This is a genomic window from Cerasibacillus terrae (genome assembly GCF_008039555.1).
In the GTDB taxonomy this organism is placed as follows: Bacteria; Bacillota; Bacilli; order Bacillales; family Amphibacillaceae; genus Cerasibacillus; species Cerasibacillus terrae.
In genome coordinates this window covers 246,745-265,349 of sequence record NZ_VDUW01000003.1, presented here as the reverse complement: position 1 = coordinate 265,349, position 18,605 = coordinate 246,745, and the positions used below count along the sequence as shown (strand labels likewise).

Below are 18,605 nucleotides of genomic sequence, written 5' to 3'. Positions count from 1 at the left end.
TATTTATTTCGGTTCAACTAATAAATAACCGCTCATTTCTTGGTGTAGTGCAGAACAGAAATTTGTACAATAAATTGGATATGTTCCAGCTTTATCTGCTACAAATTCTAATGTACTTGTTTGACCTGGTTGAACCTCAAAGTTCAAGTTGTAATCGTTAATACCGAATCCATGAGTAATATCCTGGTCAAGGTCAATATTAGTCATATGGAAGAACACTTTGTCACCTTGCTTAACGGTTACAGCATCTGGACGTTCTGCTTTTGCGTCAAAGACAAAACGTGAACGAAGAGCTACCCCGTAAACATGGACTTCATCACCTTTACGTTCAATATGAGCATCATCTACTGACCAGACAGAATTTGGTCTATCTTCATCTTTTTCGTATAACTTCTTCGGTTTAATTTTATCGCGATGAATAATTTGTGCATAGTGTGGCTCAGGGTCTACTGGTGCTGCCATAATATGCTCCATTTCCTCCCCAGAAATATCATATAAATCCATTGATTCTGGGTGAGATGGCCCAACAGAAAGGAAGTTATCTTTCGCAATTTTGTTTAATGCAACAAGCCATTTTCCATCTGGATCAACTGTATCACCTTCAGCAGCTGAAGCGTGTCCAGGTGAATAGTAAGAAGGTTTTCGGTCTATAACTTCTCCTGTATCGACTTTCCACTTAACAACTTCTGATGAAATAAACATCGTGTTATAAGCATGACCTTTGTCATCAAATTGTGTATGCAATGGTCCTAGTGCTCCTGGTGGGTCAACTTCTCTTTCCATTACATCTTCATAAGGAAGAATTGGAATTCCGAATTTTTCATCATCGAAGTCCCCTTTTTCAATCGCATCAAATGCTTTTTCAAATGAAAATACAGTCATTAATGGTGCTAATTTACCAGATGCAATAAAGCGAGTTCCATCTGGGGTAACGTCTACACCGTGTGGAGATTTGGCTACTGGTACAGCATAAATAGCGCCCTTTACATCACGAGGGTCAACCATTTTCGCTCCATTTACATCATCATACTTTCCATCAGCAACTGCTTTTTCAAGCTTTTTCCAGTTAATCATTACAATATAATCACGATCATTTTGTGATGCATTGATTTCTAAGTTTGTTGTTGCAAATTCTGTATTATAGGTTGTCATAACAATCCAATCAGATGAATCTTTTTTACCTGCATCTGACAAATCGTAAGACCATGGTGGAAGAACGATTTGGAATGCTAGATCAAATTCTTTTTTCTTTTTGTCAAAGGTTGTCATCGATACGACACCTTTATACTCCTCTTCATACTTATCTAATGATGCATATTCTCCACCTAATGGACGAGCAAATCTTGTTGGTAGAGCAATATATTCTGTATTAGATGTTAGAAATACTCCTGCGTGCGGTCCACCCATGTTTGGCAGATCCATAATATCTACCGTATGGAAAATACCTAAATCAACTGCTGCAACACGGTTATTTCCCACATCATTTGCAAATAGGAATTCCCCATCATAATCTCCCTCTGTTTCTGAAACAGCTGGGTGGTGGAAATCTCCCCATGTATAATCTCCTAACATTTCTTTTGATTCTTTGTCATATCCGTAACCTGTTGCTGGATCTGGTGTGAATACTGGAACTGTACGAATTTTTCTCATTGATGGAACACCATAAACGAATAATTGTCCAGAATGTCCTCCAGAAGCGAGCATATAATAATCATCTAGTTCACCATATGGCACAAATACTTTTTCAGCCTTTGATTTATTGTCAGCTGATGTTGCCGTGTCTTCATTTCCAAAATCACCGAAGAAAACAAAAGCGACTAGTAGTCCAGCTGCAATACCAACAACTGCAGATATAATCCGCTGTGCATTCATGAGATGTACCCCCTATTCATTATTCTCTGATGCTTTTTTTAATGCTTCTACGATTTGTTCACGTTCTTCGTCTGAAAGTGGATTCCCTTCGATAACACCTGACATTACTTGTGATGTTGGTTCTTGTAAAAATTCATCAAGCTCTTTTCCATGCTTACCCTTTACATTCTTATAAGCATCTGATAAGTCAGGTCCTGATGCTCCACCTTCCGCTCCCAATGATTCAACAGCATGGCAACTCAAGCAATTATTTGCTTGTAATGCTTCTGCTTCTGCTGGTACTGTAGCCTCATCGGAACTATCTTCTTTAGCCGTTTCTTCATCAGATGCATCATCTTTTTTATCTTGTTTCTCTGATGTGGCTGTAGAAGTGTCTTTTTCAGGGGCATCTCCTCCACTCGAAAAGATAAAATATCCTCCTGCAAAAGCTACTAAAAATGCGATTACAAAGATAATACCGTTTTTCTTCAATGACTTAACCTCCCTTAAGTTTTTGAAAACATGTCTTCAACCATATACCTTAAATATTTAGGTATACTTTTATCTTACTGACTGGAAAGTTTTTATAAGTGATTTAAATCACACCTGGAACGGTATTTTTTACGGTTTATGAATTATTTGTGAATTGGTGAACATTTATACTAGAAACAGCTTGTTAATAGGGCTTTTGATTCCTTATTGAAGCTTTAAAAAAAGGAATATCTGATAAAATATTTGAATTATCAGATATTCCTTTCACTTGAATAATATTATCTACCAATTCATAAAATGAGGTAATTGATCCTTTATAACTAAATCATCTAAACTTTTAAATGTATAGCCTTGTTCTTTTAAATCTTTTATAATTTGTTCGAGTGCTTCTGCGTTATCAGAGGATACAGCATGAAGAAGAAGAATTGCTCCGGGATGAATTTGATCCATTACTTCTTTATAAGCATATTTCCATCCTTTCTGCCCCTCTGTATGCCAATCTTTAAAAGCAATTGACCAAAAAACATGAATATACCCTAACTCTGATGACCATTTTAATGTATTATCATTAAATGTCCCACGTGGTGGACGTAAGTATTGCATTTGATAATCCGTATTTGTTATTTCTTGTACCGCTTTTTCTAATGTATCTAATTCTTTTTTTATTGTTTGTTTGGACATTGTTGTAAAGTCAGGGTGTGTATAGGAATGATTCCCTATAATATGGCCTTCATTTGCCATCCGTTGAATGAGTTCTGGCGCACTTTCAACATAATGCCCAGTAACAAAGAAAGTGGCCGGTACTTTTTCCTTTTTCAATATATCCAAAATAGCATCTGTATACCCTTGTTCATAGCCATTATCAAAGGTTACGTATATATTTTTTTCACCAGAGTGGTCTGCATAATATGCGTTATAATCCTTAATGATATCCCCGTATTTACCAACATCAGGTACCGTATGATCTGTATTTTTCTTGTATCCCCAACCATATGCATATGTCATATCTTGAGGAAGTAGAAAGACAAATAAAGTAAAAAATAACAAGAATCTTCGTATTTGCAAAATCATCTGTCCTCTCTATTTTTTCTTACGTTTCCCTTTGTTGATGGATTTATACAATAGAGCATAAAAATACTCACCCTTCTTTATCTAGGTTAGGGTGAGTTACCATAACTACATATTCCACACCATCAATTGCTTTTAATAATTTAGGAATAGGCCAATAAACTAGCATTATTATCTTCCACATTTTCTTTCCCAACAATATCCACTAATTTAGCTTTTATTTCCCCATTTAGCATTTTCATTCATCCATTCTAATTGATTTAGTAATCATGTTTATCACTTAAGCATCTGTCACAACAATATATGTCACATGAATTGGACCATGAACACCTACAATTAGATTCATTTCAATATCAGCACTGTTGCTTGGCCCTGTGACAAAACTAACACAGGATGGTACGTTATTTTCGTGTTGCTGTTTTTCATGAATTGCCTTTGTTGCTTGAGTCATTCTCGGTACAATTGTACTTTTAGGAATTATCGCTATATATGCTTTAGGCATAAGACTGATAGAACGTCCATGATACTTATCGATAAACAAAGTAACCGTACCTGATTCAGCAAGTGTAATATCACTAAAGGAAATTCCAACATCTGCCCTTTCAGCGAATATTTGATTACCTTTTCCGTCCTTTTCGTTCCAGAGATGAACTTCATGTCCATTTTTTTGCAATTTTTGATAAAAATCCGTTAAATGATACTGTTCATTTCTCTCATCATTGGATGCCACGACAGAGTTTCCACCCTGTAATTCCAATATCACATGATAAAAAGTCCTGTCGCAACTGTTCGCGCGCAAACAAAGCAAGTTCTTCTGGCTTCTCTGAGTTTTTATAGTTTCGTTTTTGGGAAAACGTTTCTCGGATTTGTTCTTTGTTTTTATGGAGAGCTGGTGTAACAATATGAGATGGTGGGTCTTCATCTAATTGTAAAATCCATTCTCCTAAATCAGATTCAACTACTTCTGCTCCTACTTCTTGTAATGCTTTATTTAAACCAATCTCTTCTGTCACCATGGATTTTGATTTTACTATCTTTTTTGCCTCTTTTTCTTTAACTATATTTTGGATATATTGATTGGCATCTTCAGCCGTTTGAGCAAAAAATACATGCCCACCCCTTTTTGCCACCTGTTCACTTAATTGTTCCAAATAAAAATCAATATTATTTAATGTATGTGTACGAATTTCTTCTCCTAATGTTCGCCAATCTTCCCAATTGCCAAGCTCATCTGCTTGAATCTAGTAATAGGCAGCATTATGGGATTCTAAAAATAATATCAGTGAACAATTTTCAGAGTGATTCTAGCTGAATCTCTGTTCTAAGATAAAAAAATAAATTTGTATTTCAACCAAAAAAATCACCCTTTTCTATAAAAAACAGAAAAAGGTGAGTGTTCATCGATTTATAATATTAACGATGCAATCCAACCAAATATAAATAATGGAATATTAAAGTGAATAAATGTAGGTACACAAGTATCCCAAATATGATTATGTTTACCATCCGCATTTAAACCTGATGTCGGACCAAGTGTACTATCGGATGCTGGTGAACCTGCATCCCCTAATGCTCCGGCTGTTCCGATTAATGTTGCAGTTGCCAGTGGTGAGAAACCCGCAGTTGTTAAAATAGGCACAAATAAAGCTGCTATGATTGGGATTGTTCCAAATGATGAACCAATTCCAATTGTAATTACTAAACCAACCAATAAAAGAATGAGTGAAATGATTGCTTTATTGCCATCCAATAGGCCTGCTGATGCCTCAACTAGAGCGGTAACAGCACCTGTTTCTTTTAAAATATCACCAAATCCGCTAGCAACTAACATCACAAAAGCAATTGTTCCCATCATTGCTACACCTTCAGCAACGATTCTGTCTCCGTCTTTAAATGGTACAACAATAAATAAAAACATGAAAATGAGTCCAGTCAATGCTCCAGCAATTAAATTTTCAGTAATAATTTGTACAACTAAAGCAGCAATAATTGCAATAATTGTAAACGCATGTTGGCGATTAAACGTTATTTCTTTTGTTTCATCTATATTTATCGTGCTAGCCGCACCACCTGCTCCAGGTATTGCATCACGATCTTTTCGATAGGTAATAAATACAGCAATTAATAGTCCAACAAGCATTCCAACACCTGGGATAATCATGGATAAGGCTGCTTCTTTCATGGAAAAATCTACTCCATTTTGAGTCATTCCATTTACAATCGTTTCGTGGAAAATTAAACCAAACCCTGCTGGAACAACCATATATGGTGTTTTAAGCCCAAAGGTCAAAGCTGTTGCCACTGCACGTCGGTCTAAACGCATTTCATCAAAAACCTTTAATAATGGTGGAATCAAAATGGGAATAAATGCAATATGAACAGGAACTAAGTTTTGTGAAAGCGAGGCAACACCTGCTAAAGTTAAAACAAGCATCGTCTTTTTTCCAGTTAACATTCGAATTAAATAATTTACTAAAATCGTAGTAATTCCTGTGTAACTAATTGCAACGGCAAATGCACCAAGTAAAATATAACTAAGTGCCGTATTTGCCTGTCCTCCCATTCCACCGACAAGCATATCAATGGACTCTACAAGTGATAATCCAGACATCAACCCTGCTGTAAGGGCCGCAATAATAATAGATATAATAACATTAACCCGTAACAAACTTAATATGGTCATAACTAAAACAGATATGATGACAACCCATTCCATTATTTTCTCCCCCTAAAAATCTTGCTCTCTTTTTCTCTGTTACTTTAATATGATAAAGTATTAAAGGATGATTGTCAATAATGTTTTAAAATTAAAGCGGGTTATCTAATTTTAGTGGCATTTAAACAAACAATTTTATTATCTTGTATGATAAATGTGCTCAGAGAAGTAGCCGCGTGTAACCGTTTTTGGAATTTCTCTCTGTTTCGGGCACGCTGGGGATTCCAGCGTTACCGTTTTTGGGATTTCTCTCTGTTTCGGGCACGCGGGAATTGCCGCGTTACCGTTTTTTGGGATTTCTTTCTGCTTCGGGCACGCGGGAGATTCCAGCGTTACCGTTTTTGGAATTTCTCTCTGTTTCGGGCACGCTGGGGATTCCAGCGTTACCGTTTTTGCAAATTTCCTCTGTTTCGGGCATGCGGGAGATTCCAGCGTTACCGTTCTTGGGATTTTCCTCTGTTTCGGGCACGCGGGAAGCCCCACCGTTACCGTTTTTGGGATTTCTCTCTGTTTCGGGCACGCGGGAAGCCAGCGTTACCGTTTTTGCAAATTTACTCTGTTTCGGGCACGCGGGAGATTCCAGCGTTACCGTTTTTGCAAATTTACTCTGTTTCGGGCACGCGGGAGATTCCAGCGTTACCGTTTTTGCAAATTTCCTCTGTTTCGGGCACGCTGGGGATTCCAGCGTTACCGTTCTTGGGATTTTCCTCTGTTTCGGGCACGCGGGAAGCCCCACCGTTACCGTTTTTGCAAATTTACTCTGTTTCGGGCACGCGGGAAGCCCCACCGTTACCGTTTTTGCAAATTTCCTCTGTTTCGTTTATCAAAAAACTTGTAAGTATTTAAAAAGGCATATTCCTATATTAGAAAATGGAATATGCCTTTCGATTATCTTAATTGAAATGAAAAGGATACATGATCTTGAATTGGTATCCACGCTCCGATTCCTTGTTTTGTAACATTTTTTATAATGATTTTCTTTTTCGATCCTTTTAATTGGATATATACTTCTCCAAACGTTACTTGCCCTTTTTCACTTATTGCTGGGGAATATGCATGTAAATAGCCATATTTATCGGTAGGAACTGCATATGTTTGGTCTTTTTTTGTTCCTTTTCCGATTGTCGTTTGATAGGAAAGAGGGAGCTTTGTTTTTTCTTTTGCTTTTAATAGCATCATTTGCTTAATTTGTTCAGGTTTTGCAATTTTATTAGTCAGTGCCCCTTTGATTTCTTTTTGCTCTTCTTGGTGATAACTAATTTTTTGGGATTCATCACTACCTTGGTTATTTAATTCATTTTTATTTATTTTTTGGTATTCCCAATTGGTCGAGGTCTCTTTTGAATCATAATTTAATGCCCATCTTCCTAAAAAAACCATTCCCCTATATCCTATAGCAATTGGTGATGGTTTTATGGTTGTCTCATTAAGCATCTTAATTAAATCTGGATTCTCGATTGAAATTTTTGCTTCTTTTATTAATTTCTTTGTTGCTTCGCTTGGTTCGACAATCTCTTGATCTTCGCTTGTATTTGGAAATGTATTTTCCTTTGAGATATTTAAAACATGATTTGGTACTGTATATTCATTTGCCGCTTTTTGCTTTTTTTCTTTTGCTTCTACAAGGAAATGATTTTGAGAAAATAAAACAAATAAAAAGGCAAAAAGAGCAATTCCAAAACGAATGTATTTTTTCATTTATACAACCCTCTCTTTTTGCCTTTATCTTCTTCTAAAAGTAAACTTTTATACACTTTTCTATTTAAAGTAATTTCGATTTTACACCTTTGAACGTGGAAAATTTAGATTGAGAATTGCTTCTTTTAATCCAGACTGGGTGTTAATTTGTTGTGTTTACAATTAGGAGCGTTTCTTGGATATCAATACTTCCTTCAACAGAACGAATCATAGCACAGTTTTTCCGAGCAAGCATTAAGTTCTTCTGCAACCTTTTTTCATTTAATTGGTTACCATAAACAACAAATGATAGGGTCATTCGTTCCACTCGATTTGCCTCTTCCTCATTTCTTTCCACTTCGGCTGTAACTTTTAAGTCATCGATTGAAATACGTTGCTTTGTTAAAATTTTCCGAAATACCATTGCACTACAGCTTGCAATTGAAGCAACAAGTAACTGAAAAGGACGGAATCCATTATCAGCATTTCCAGAAATATTTAGCTTTCCATATTCTAACTCAATACTCATCCCATTTTCTTCTGATTTAAACTCCAAAGTCATTCTCTCCTTTCAATGATTGGTTAATGTAAATTATATCTACTTTTTCATAAAGAGGCTACATGTAAATTACACTAAACCTCACAGACCTTCTAACACAACTGACACAGATTTTAAGGAGTTTAGCTTGACATTTCATTTAAACACTTTATAATAATGAGTAGTAATTTATAATGATTATAATCTAAATGATAAAGATTATCATTTAGTCAAAAACAATATTATCAGTGTTTTGCAGAAAATTAAGCTAAATGATAACAATTATTATTATCATTTAAAATGGAGGTATTGATAATGGAAATCAAAACATGTGAGTTTGTACCTGAGAATTCTCAAGGGCAAGAAAATAGAAACAGTTTTTTCGAAAGAATACAGCCACACCTAGAATTAATTGCAGCTTTATTAAGTGGATTGATTGTATTAATTGCTTGGTTATACAAAGGAAGTATTCCGCATTCTTTATTCGTTATTCTACACTTAGCAGCCTTTGTGATTGGTGGATTTGCTAAGGCTAAAGAAGGGATTGAAGATACGATTGCTGATAAAGAATTAAATGTCGAATTATTAATGATTCTTGCAGCAATTGGTTCAGCCGTTATAGGTTATTGGACAGAAGGCGCTGTTCTGATCTTCATCTTTGCTTTATCTGGTGCATTAGAAACATATACATTAAATAAAAGTAATAAAGAAATTTCATCATTAATGGACTTACAACCAGAGCATGCCACATTAATTAAAGATGGCAAAGAACAAATCATTCCAGCTTCCGAATTATCAGTTGATGACATAATTCTTGTACGAGCAAGTGAGCGTATCCCTGCTGATGGAACCATTATTAGAGGGGCTACTTCTATTGATGAACGTGCCATTACAGGGGAATCTATCCCTGTACAAAGGCAAACAAATGAAGATGTATATGCAAGTACAGTCGCGTTAGATGGAACGATTACTGTTAAGATTACAAAACCAGCAAGTGAGACATTATTCCAAAAAATCATTAATATGGTTCAATCTGCACAAGATGAGAAATCTCCATCACAATTATTTATCGAGCGTTTTGAAGGTACTTACGTAAAGATAGTGCTACTTGTTGTAGCGATTATGATGTTTCTACCTTATTTTCTATTTGGGTGGACGTTAAGTGAAAGTATTTATCGTGCAATGGTATTACTTGTTGTAGCATCACCATGTGCATTGGTAGCATCCATCATGCCCGCAACTTTATCAGCCATTTCAAATAGTGCCAAACACGGTGTTTTATTCAAAGGTGGCGTACACATTGAAAATTTAGGAAACCTAAAAGCCATTGCTTTTGATAAAACAGGAACATTAACAAACGGAACACCAGTAGTAACGGATGCGTATTTTACAGAGAAAATGGCAGAAGATGAGATTATAGCAACGGTTGCTGCAATTGAGAAGGAATCAACACATCCATTAGCACTTGCTATAACAGCATACGGTGAAAAAGCACTTAATCAAGAAAATATCTTTGTAGATGATATGAAAACCGTCAGTGGAAAAGGTGTTACAGGATTTGTAGACGGAGTCAAATGGGAAATTGGAAATATGAATTTTGTTGGTGAAGATTTGGCAAAAGATTTTCATAATGGAATTGCCCAAGATTTGGCGAATGAAGGAAAAACAATTGTTTGCGCAAAAGCAAATGAAGAAATTGTTGCTGTCTTCGCTTTAAAAGATACAGTTCGAGAGTCAGCCAAAAAAGCTATCGAATTATTAAAGAACAAAGGCATTGAACCTGTCATGCTTACAGGAGACAATGAACTAACAGCTAAAGCTATAGCAGAGGAAGCTGGAATAGACCGTTATATTGCAAGCTGTCTTCCTGAAGAAAAGGTAAATTATATTAAAAAACTCGAAGAAAAACATGGAAATGTAGCAATGGTTGGAGATGGGATTAATGATGCCCCAGCCCTTGCAACAGCAAATACGGGTATAGCAATGGGAGAAGGAACAGACGTTGCTTTAGAAACAGCTGATGTAGTCTTAATGAAAAATGACCTTGAGAAAATCACAAGTGCCATTGATCTATCTTCCCGGATGAATCGTGTAGTCAAACAAAATATAATCTTTTCCTTATCTGTCATTGGGATCTTAATTATTTCAAACTTTTTCCAAATCATTGACTTGCCACTCGGTGTCATTGGTCATGAGGGAAGTACCATTTTAGTTATCCTCAATGGATTGCGTCTTTTAAAATAGGATTGTTCCCAAAAGTTTATTAGGAGAATAATATATAAAAAAATTTACAGTTGACATATACAGGGATTTTTTCCGAGAAATGAGCAAGAAGAGAACCCGTAGAATACAAGTCAAAAAATAATATAAAATATCTTAAACAAAAAGGCTGGACATAACTTAGCCGAAAGATCTTAATAAAGGCTCCAATCATTAAAAAACGATGATTGGAGCCACTTTGATTTGGATTATTTACGTTACCCTGTTGTTGGATTTATGTTTTAGGCAGTATACATTCTCAATGTTTACCACCATGAATACACACCCTAACTCACTTTTCACCTTGTCCCGCCTCTCACAAGAAGTAATCGAATAGAGAGTAATCGTTCCCGGAAATCCAGTGAACCTGGAAATTCATACAACCGAAATAATATATAATATCTTAAACAAAAAGCTGTCTGGAGTTAGACAGCTTTTTTCATTTTTCTTTCCGTTCAGTCCATTCTTGAACAACTGCATTAATGGTTCCACCAATAATAATAATAATTCCAGATATATAAAACCAGATCATTAATACAATAACAGCTCCAAGACTTCCATACGTTGCTGAATAATTACCAATTGTTTCCACATAAAAAGAAAAAGCAAGAGAAACAAGTTGCCAGCTAAATGTAGTAAATAATGCACCTGGAATGGCATTACTTAATCTAATTTTTCTATTTGGTGCAAACCAATACAAGGCTAAAAAAACAATAAAAAACACGATAGAGGAAATCACCCAACGGAATGTATTCCAGAACTCAATAAAATCATCAGACAATCCGACAAAAGAAAAAATATAAATACCAATCATTCGTCCAAGTATTGGTAATAGAAGTGCAACAACAATTACAATAACCATTGCGATCATCATAATAATTGCGATCAACCGTGATAAATAAAATGGTCGATTCTCCTCTACCTTGTATGCCCTGTTTAAAGCTCTCATAATGGCATTGACTCCATTAGAAGCAGACCATAATGTTCCAATAATACCGATAGATAATAAACCTGTATTCTGTTGTTCTAATAACATACTTAGATTCGAATCAATTAACTCCATCGTATCTCCAGGAGCAACAGAAGCAAGTGACTCCATCAAAGTCTGTTTATCAATTGGTAAATATCCAATTAATGTGATCAATAAAATAAGTAAAGGAAACATGGATAATAAAAAAAAGTAAGCCAATTGTGCTGCAAGTCCAAAAACGTCCCCCTCTATGATTCGTTCATATAATTGTTTCAAAAATGACAGTATTTTCTCCATTACATCACATTCCTTTTGCAAAAAAGCTCAGGATTCATACTACTCTTACCCGTTATATGTAAGTACTTGTATTATTATTCAAATATAAACCGGTAAATCCGTTTTCTAACTTGGTTTACCGGCTCTCTCTGATGATTAGTCTTCTATTTTTTTGGTTTTACGTGATACCTTTTCTAATGTGTTTTCTACTTGTTCCAATGCATTAATGGCATTTTTAGCTTGATAATTAAGCTTTTGACCAAATTCATCAAATGATGTTTGGAAATTACGAATTGTAGTAGATGGATTTTTTAATGCTTCACTAGATGTATCTTTTACTTCCATTAGCTTTTGTTTTGCATATCCACGTGTTTCTGAATCGAATAGCGTAACGATTCCTCCAATAACTGCTCCACCAATCATTCCTACTAATAATTTGCGTTTTCCCATGAAGAATCTCTCCTTTAATCGATATGATGTTCATTTTTTATATGGTGTAATAAATTTTTACAGCCTTCTGAAACCAATTCATATGTATAATCAAAATCTCCAGTGAAATACGGATCTGGTACATTGGTCTCCTTTGGATTATCAATAAAATCCATCAATTTTGCAACAATAGTATTCCTATTTTTTTGTCCAATCTTTTGCAAATCTTCTATATTTTGTTCATCCATTGCAATAATATAATCAAATGTATTCCAATCTTCTTTTTTCACTTGTCTTGCTTGTTGTCCTTCGTAAGAAATCTCTTTTTGATCCAATACATTTCTTGTTCCTTCGTGTGGTACGGAACCAATGTGCCAAGAGCCTGTTCCAGCTGAATCAATCCGTATTTCATTTTGAAGATTTTCTGTATGGACCATTTTACGAAAAATCGCTTCTGCCATTGGTGAACGACAAATATTTCCTAAACAAACAAATAACACCTGTACCAAAAGATCATCCCCCACCTAACTTTTACTTATATATTAGTATAACGAATTTTTTACAAGTTAGTAAGTATTTATCTTTTCTTGGATATTTTTTATATCTTTTTCACTACCTAAAATATTCTAATTATTTTCGAAAAAGTATTGACATTTTTGCAATTTTTCAGCACAATAGTAACTATCAATAAACTATTATATAACAGAGGGGGATTATGATGGAAGATGTTATTGGAAAGATTAGTGATTTTGTCTGGGGTCCTATTACATTAATTTTAATTGTTGGAACTGGATTATACCTCACATTTCGTTTAGGTTTTCTTCAATTTCGTACACTACCTTACGCATTAAAACTCGCCTTCAGTCCAGCTAAACAGGATAAAAATTCAAAAGGTGACATTACGCATTATCAAGCATTAACAACTGCTATGGCTGCAACAATAGGGACCGGAAATATTGTTGGTGTTGCAACAGCAGTTGTTCTCGGTGGACCAGGTGCTATTTTTTGGATGTGGATCTCCGCTTTATTTGGAATGGCCACAAAATATGCAGAAGCTATTTTAGCTGTAAAATATCGGGTGGAAAATAGTAAAGGAGAAATGTCAGGTGGACCGATGTATTATTTAGAACGAGGTTTGAATGCAAAATGGCTTGGGGTTCTATTTGCTATTTTCGGATCTGTCGCTGCTTTTGGAATAGGAAATATGGTTCAGTCTAACTCTGTTTCCGATGCTCTAGCTCGTTCTTTTAGTATTCCTAGTTGGGCAACAGGGGTAATTCTTACTGTCTTAGCTGGACTCGTTATCCTCGGAGGAATTAAATCCATTGGTAAAGTAACAGCATTATTTGTACCAATTATGGCGCTTATCTATGTTCTCGGTGGGGCTATCATTATGATTATTAATATTGACGTTGTACCTGGAGTTATAAAGTTAATTTTCACTGACGCATTTACTGGAAGTGCTCTCGGTGGTGGAGTATTAGGTACAGTAATTCGATACGGGGTTGCTCGTGGTGTTTTCTCCAATGAGGCTGGACTTGGTTCTGCTCCAATTGCTGCAGCAGCAGCTAAAACAGACTACCCAGGAAGACAAGCTCTTGTATCCATGACACAAGTTCTTATTGATACTATTATTGTGTGTTCTATAACAGGGATTACTATTGTTATGTCTGGACTAGCCGGAACTGGCCCTGAAGGTGGGGATTTAACAGCAGCAGCATTTTCTCACTATTTAGGTGATACAGGTGGAATGATTGTTACAATTGGAATCGTTCTATTTGCATTTTCTACACTAATCGGTTGGTCATATTATGGAGAAAAATGCTTTGCATATCTTTTCAGTGACAAAGCAATTCCATATTACCGTGTTGTTTTTGTACTAGCTATTGCGTTCGGTGCAGTGGCAAAGTTAAATATTGTTTGGGGTATTTCAGATATTATGAACGCATTAATGGCTTTTCCAAACTTAATTGGTTTACTCGGACTCTCTGGAGTTGTCGCCTATGAAACAAAAAGATTCTTAAAAGTTGCCAAAGAAGAACAGAGACAAGAGAAGGAAAAGAAAAAAGCAGCTGCATAATATTTTCACTATAAAAACAAGAAGGGGTATTATATTCCTTCTTGTTTTTGCACCTTTTGGTAATGAGAATGTCAAATTTTTATGTCTCAATCAATATTAAAATTACGTTCATACTCGGTAAATTGTGTTTAGTCCATAAATTCCTATGATTTTCTTAACTCACAAATAGTTGCAAGTTCTGTAATTTCTACATTTCAGGCATGTGGAAACAGCCCGCATGAGCTTTCTCCTACAACAAAATCCTTATTAAGGGAAACACTGGAAAAGTCGTATACCTTCAAACATAATGATCTTTTAGAAAGCAAACTTACACAAGTGGAGCAATACAATTTTTATCATTATTCTTCGCTGTATTAACATATGTGGAGACATCATAAGCTGTTAGTTGATCCATTTGAATGGAGTCAATAAATTGCTTGGCCTCTTTTGGGTGTAAGGTATTCGGCTGTATCCATTCATCTTGCTTTTCTTTTGGTAAGATTATTGGCATTCGATGATGAATTTTTTGCATAAAATCATTTGCCTCTGTAGTTAACATCGTACATGTAAACAGTTTTTTACCAGCATATTCCCATTTGTCCCATAGACCTGCAAATGCAAATAGTTCACGATCTTTTACTTGAATTCGCTTTGGTTGTTTTTGTTGTGCATCTTGTTGCCATTCATAAAAACTATCTGCAATAATGAGGCATCGCTTTTTAGCCATTAGTTTTTTAAAACTTGGCTTTTCATGAGCTGTTTCATTTCTTGCGTTGATCATTTTATATCCGATCTTCTCATCTTTTGCCCATGATGGAACAAGCCCCCAGCGAATATAACCTGCGCGCTTTTCTTTCCCATCATGAATAATCGTTAAAACCGATTGTCCTGGTGCAATATTAAAGCTTGGTTGGTAATCAGTAATCGGCTGTTTTATATCAAATGTTTGAAGAATTTCTTCCTCATCTGCCAATAATGTAAAACGTCCACACATCCTTGTCACCCCATTTTTACTCCTATTATAGCATGTATGGACATTCTTTTTTATATACATTTATCATGTCATTCTACTGTTTCTTTTCATTTATTGGTGATAAATTTTCCATTATTTCTTGTAGTTGATTTAAAAATTGTTCCATTTCTTGATTTGTACCAATGGATACTCGTAAATAATGGGAAATAAGTGGATTAGGAAAATGACGTGTTAAAATTTTTGCCTGCTTTAATCTTTCATAAAGAGTTTTAGCTAAATACTTCGGATGTGTCGCAAAAATAAAATTAGTCTCGGATGGGAGTACCTGAAAGCCCAGTTCACGCAGTGCTTCTGTCACCCATTTTCTTGTATTTATGATTTTTGTTACATTTTCTTTGATTGTTAAATCATCTTGAAAAGAGGCAATGGCTCCTGCTATTGCAAGCCGATCCATTGTATATGAATTAAATGAATCTTTCATCCGGTTTAGTGCTTGAATCAAATTTGGATTTCCTAAGGCATAACCAACCCTTAGTCCTGCTAAAGAGCGGGATTTAGATGTTGTTTGGACAATCAATATATTGGGATATTTTTTGATTAGTGGAACTGCTGTTTGTTTGGCAAAATCAACATATGCTTCATCAATAATGACGACATTGTTTGGGTTATTTTTTACTATATTCTCTACTTCTTCGATTGGTAATGCCAGACTTGTAGGTGCATTCGGATTAGGGAAAATAACTCCACCCTCTGACTCATAAAAGTCTATTGGATTTAATGTGAAGTCGTCTTTTATTGGTACTTCTTCATAAGGAATTTGAAACTGCTGAGCATAAACAGGATAAAAGCTATATGTTATATTTGGGAAACGAATCATTTGACCCGGATTAAAAAAAGCCATAAAAGAAAGAGCAAGTACTTCATCTGAACCATTCCCTACAAATATACATTCTTTTTCTAATTGATAGTATTCCCCCATTACTTCGCGTAATTGATCAACAGTCGGGGATGGATATAACCGTAAATTCCCACCAAGTTCTTGTGAAATAGCCTCTAGCACATAAGATGATGGTGCATACGGATTTTCATTCGTATTTAATTTCAATATTTCTTCATCATCTATTTGTTCACCAGGAACATAGGGAGTTGCTTGTTTTGCTAGATTACTCCAAAATTTACTCATTTTTATTCACCTTTTTTTCAATATGACGTTTCATTAACTCCTCCGTGATGTCGTACACATCTACTTCTAACAGCTCCATTAACACAAGTGTGTGGTATGTTAAGTCAGAAATCTCCCAAATCACTTCTTGTTTATCTCTGTTTTTAGCACCAATAATGACTTCGCTTGCTTCTTCGCCAATTTTCTTTAAAATTTTATCTAACCCTTCGCGAAATAAATAAGCAGTATAGGAATCTGAATCAATCTGTTTTCTTCTCTCTTGAATCGTAGACACAAGTTTATTTAAAAGCTCAGTTGGTTGAACCCTTTGTTCCATACTAGTATTAAAAAAGCATGAAGTAGAACCAGTATGGCAAGCAGGGCCAAGTGGTTTTACTTGTATGAGTAATGTGTCTCCATCACAATCATAGAACAGCTGCTCAACTATTTGTTTATTACCAGATGTTGCACCTTTATTCCATAATTCTTGACGGGATCGGCTGTAAAACCATGTTTCTTTTGTTTTCATTGTTTTTCTTAGTGATTCCTTATTCATATATGCCAACATGAGTACTTCCTGTGTTTGTGCATCTTGAATAATTGCCGGAATAAGTCCGTTTTCTCCAAATTGTATGTTAGAAATATCAATTGTCATGATTGGATTCTCCTTAGAAAATGTTTTCTTTTGTTAAATATGCTTTTAACTCTTGTATCGTTATATCCTCCGAATGAAAAACAGAAGCAGCAAGTGCACCATCTGCACCGTGTTCAAATGCTGTCTTAAAATGTTCCTTCACTCCTGCTCCACCACTTGCAATAATCGGGATACTAACTGTATTTCGAATGGATTCGATTAACTGTAAATCATATCCTTGTTGCACACCATCATCACTAATACCATTCAATACTAGTTCTCCAGCACCAAATTCTTCCCCTTGCTTTGCCCATGTTTCAGCAGTGAATTCTGTTGCTTGTCTTCCGCCATTAATAAAAACTTGCCATTTTTGCTGTGCTATTTTTTTTACATCCATGGATAAGACAATCCTGTCTTTCCCGAATTGTTTTGCTCCTTCTCGAATCAAATCAGGATTTTTTATTGCTGCACTATTGATAGAAATTTTATCAGCACCTGCTTCTAGGACTTTTTCCATATCTTGTAACGAACGAATCCCTCCACCAACTGTAAAGGGAATCGAAATGATTTCGGAAACTTGCTTTACAACGTTTAAGAAAATCGATCGCCCTTCATTTGTTGCAGTAATATCATAGAATACAAGTTCATCCGCACCTGCTTCGTTATACCGTTTTGCTAGATCAATTGGATTAGCAACATCTTGTATATTTTTAAATTGTTTTCCTTTGACCACTCGCCCACGATCAACATCTAAACAAGGAATAATCCGCTTTTGTTTAGTTTTCATTAGATGTAACCTCCAATGCTGCTTCTAATTCTAAATTCCCATCATAAAGTGCTTTTCCGATAATTGCACCGTATAAATTCATTTGTTGTAATGCTTGAATATCCTTTTTACTGGTAACTCCACCTGAAGCAATCACATCCATGGAAGTCTTTTCATTTATTTCCTGTAATTCTTTAAAATTAGGCCCTTGCAGCATTCCATCTTTTGCAATATCTGTATAAATAATAGTTCTAACACCTAATTTCTCTAACTTTTTTACAAAATCGATAGCTTTAACGGTACTTGTCTTTTCCCATCCTTCTGTTGCAATAAAACCGTTACGTGCATCAAGGGATACAGCAATTTTCTCTTTATATGTTGTCACTGCTTCCTTTAAAAATTGTGGATTATTAATTGCGGCAGTTCCGATGATGACTCGGTTTACTCCTGATGAAAGATATGTTTTTATTCGTTTCATCGTTCGAATCCCACCACCAACTTGAATCGGAATATCAATCTGTTTAGTAATTGATTGAATCAATGTTTTATTTCGCACTTCGTTTGTCCTGGCCGCGTCTAAATCAACGATATGTAAAAATTCTGCCCCCTTATTCTTCCAAATTTTAGCCATTTCAAGTGGTGACTCATGGTAAATCGTTTGCTCATCATAATCACCTTGTTTCAGGCGAACACATTTTCCATCTAAAATATCAATTGCTGGAAATAGAATCATCG

18 protein-coding genes and 1 pseudogene are annotated in these 18,605 nt (G+C 35.4%); 2 read left to right on the top strand and 17 right to left on the bottom strand.

The window, feature by feature from the left end; translation table 11 throughout:
• Positions 1 to 3: 3 nt before the first annotated feature.
• From nosZ to FHP05_RS06870, 9 genes and pseudogenes are all read right to left on the bottom strand, one after another.
• On the bottom strand, positions 4 to 1,872 hold the full coding sequence (nosZ, locus tag FHP05_RS06910) for a Sec-dependent nitrous-oxide reductase (RefSeq protein WP_147666511.1): 1,869 nt from the start codon (positions 1,870 to 1,872) through the stop codon (positions 4 to 6).
• A gap of 12 nt (positions 1,873 to 1,884) precedes the next feature.
• Positions 1,885 to 2,343: a c-type cytochrome gene (locus FHP05_RS06905; RefSeq protein WP_147666510.1), complete on the bottom strand. Its 459-nt coding sequence runs from the start codon at positions 2,341 to 2,343 to the stop codon at positions 1,885 to 1,887.
• Positions 2,344 to 2,625: 282 nt separating this feature from the next.
• On the bottom strand, positions 2,626 to 3,414 hold the full coding sequence (pdaA, locus tag FHP05_RS06900) for a delta-lactam-biosynthetic de-N-acetylase (RefSeq protein WP_147666509.1): 789 nt from the start codon (positions 3,412 to 3,414) through the stop codon (positions 2,626 to 2,628).
• Between the two features lie 277 nt (positions 3,415 to 3,691).
• Entirely contained in the window at positions 3,692 to 4,141 is a 450-nt protein-coding gene (locus FHP05_RS06895; RefSeq protein ID WP_330998079.1) for a LutC/YkgG family protein, read from the bottom strand.
• Positions 4,142 to 4,154: 13 nt separating this feature from the next.
• Positions 4,155 to 4,646 (bottom strand): annotated as a pseudogene (locus tag FHP05_RS06890) (LUD domain-containing protein); the annotation flags it as partial.
• A 170-nt stretch (positions 4,647 to 4,816) separates the two neighbouring features.
• Complete coding sequence (locus tag FHP05_RS06885) at positions 4,817 to 6,127, bottom strand: Na+/H+ antiporter family protein (RefSeq protein WP_147666507.1); 1,311 nt, start codon at positions 6,125 to 6,127, stop codon at positions 4,817 to 4,819.
• 280 nt (positions 6,128 to 6,407) lie between these two features.
• Complete coding sequence (locus FHP05_RS06880) at positions 6,408 to 6,914, bottom strand: hypothetical protein (protein ID WP_147666506.1); 507 nt, start codon at positions 6,912 to 6,914, stop codon at positions 6,408 to 6,410.
• 101 nt (positions 6,915 to 7,015) lie between these two features.
• Positions 7,016 to 7,825 carry a YfkD famly protein gene (locus FHP05_RS06875; RefSeq protein ID WP_147666505.1) on the bottom strand — a complete coding sequence of 270 codons (810 nt, stop codon included), beginning with the start codon at positions 7,823 to 7,825 and terminating at the stop codon, positions 7,016 to 7,018.
• A gap of 142 nt (positions 7,826 to 7,967) precedes the next feature.
• Positions 7,968 to 8,366 (bottom strand): OsmC family protein, encoded by a 399-nt coding sequence (locus FHP05_RS06870; protein ID WP_330998078.1) that lies wholly within the window; start codon positions 8,364 to 8,366, stop codon positions 7,968 to 7,970.
• Positions 8,367 to 8,651: 285 nt separating this feature from the next.
• On the opposite strand from FHP05_RS06870, the gene FHP05_RS06865 reads away from it, so the two are divergent.
• Positions 8,652 to 10,586 carry a heavy metal translocating P-type ATPase gene (locus FHP05_RS06865; RefSeq protein ID WP_407923425.1) on the top strand — a complete coding sequence of 645 codons (1,935 nt, stop codon included), beginning with the start codon at positions 8,652 to 8,654 and terminating at the stop codon, positions 10,584 to 10,586.
• Between the two features lie 454 nt (positions 10,587 to 11,040).
• Here the strand turns inward: FHP05_RS06865 and FHP05_RS06860 are convergent, their stop codons facing one another.
• The 3 genes from FHP05_RS06860 to FHP05_RS06850 form a co-directional block, all read right to left on the bottom strand.
• Positions 11,041 to 11,868, bottom strand: a complete 828-nt coding sequence (locus FHP05_RS06860; protein ID WP_147666502.1) for a YihY/virulence factor BrkB family protein — start codon at positions 11,866 to 11,868, stop codon at positions 11,041 to 11,043.
• A gap of 135 nt (positions 11,869 to 12,003) precedes the next feature.
• On the bottom strand, positions 12,004 to 12,297 hold the full coding sequence (locus tag FHP05_RS06855) for a YtxH domain-containing protein (protein ID WP_147666501.1): 294 nt from the start codon (positions 12,295 to 12,297) through the stop codon (positions 12,004 to 12,006).
• A gap of 14 nt (positions 12,298 to 12,311) precedes the next feature.
• Entirely contained in the window at positions 12,312 to 12,776 is a 465-nt protein-coding gene (locus FHP05_RS06850; protein ID WP_330998080.1) for a low molecular weight protein-tyrosine-phosphatase, read from the bottom strand.
• Positions 12,777 to 12,994: 218 nt separating this feature from the next.
• Between FHP05_RS06850 and FHP05_RS06845 the strand changes: the two genes are divergently transcribed.
• On the top strand, positions 12,995 to 14,356 hold the full coding sequence (locus tag FHP05_RS06845; RefSeq protein ID WP_147666499.1) for an alanine/glycine:cation symporter family protein: 1,362 nt from the start codon (positions 12,995 to 12,997) through the stop codon (positions 14,354 to 14,356).
• Between the two features lie 307 nt (positions 14,357 to 14,663).
• Here FHP05_RS06845 and FHP05_RS06840 read toward each other — a convergent pair whose 3' ends face one another.
• The 5 genes from FHP05_RS06840 to hisA form a co-directional block, all read right to left on the bottom strand.
• Positions 14,664 to 15,329 carry an SOS response-associated peptidase gene (locus FHP05_RS06840; RefSeq protein ID WP_147666498.1) on the bottom strand — a complete coding sequence of 222 codons (666 nt, stop codon included), beginning with the start codon at positions 15,327 to 15,329 and terminating at the stop codon, positions 14,664 to 14,666.
• Positions 15,330 to 15,402: 73 nt separating this feature from the next.
• Positions 15,403 to 16,491, bottom strand: a complete 1,089-nt coding sequence (hisC, locus tag FHP05_RS06835; RefSeq protein ID WP_147666497.1) for a histidinol-phosphate transaminase — start codon at positions 16,489 to 16,491, stop codon at positions 15,403 to 15,405.
• On the bottom strand, positions 16,484 to 17,125 hold the full coding sequence (hisIE, locus tag FHP05_RS06830; RefSeq protein ID WP_147666496.1) for a bifunctional phosphoribosyl-AMP cyclohydrolase/phosphoribosyl-ATP diphosphatase HisIE: 642 nt from the start codon (positions 17,123 to 17,125) through the stop codon (positions 16,484 to 16,486). Before hisIE ends, hisC begins: the two co-directional genes overlap by 8 nt.
• A gap of 13 nt (positions 17,126 to 17,138) precedes the next feature.
• The gene (gene hisF / locus FHP05_RS06825) at positions 17,139 to 17,891 is read right to left on the bottom strand and encodes an imidazole glycerol phosphate synthase subunit HisF (protein ID WP_147666495.1); all 753 of its coding nucleotides are present in this window, start codon (positions 17,889 to 17,891) and stop codon (positions 17,139 to 17,141) included.
• On the bottom strand, positions 17,881 to 18,603 hold the full coding sequence (gene hisA / locus FHP05_RS06820; RefSeq protein WP_147666494.1) for a 1-(5-phosphoribosyl)-5-[(5-phosphoribosylamino)methylideneamino]imidazole-4-carboxamide isomerase: 723 nt from the start codon (positions 18,601 to 18,603) through the stop codon (positions 17,881 to 17,883). Before hisA ends, hisF begins: the two co-directional genes overlap by 11 nt.
• Positions 18,604 to 18,605: the final 2 nt, after the last annotated feature.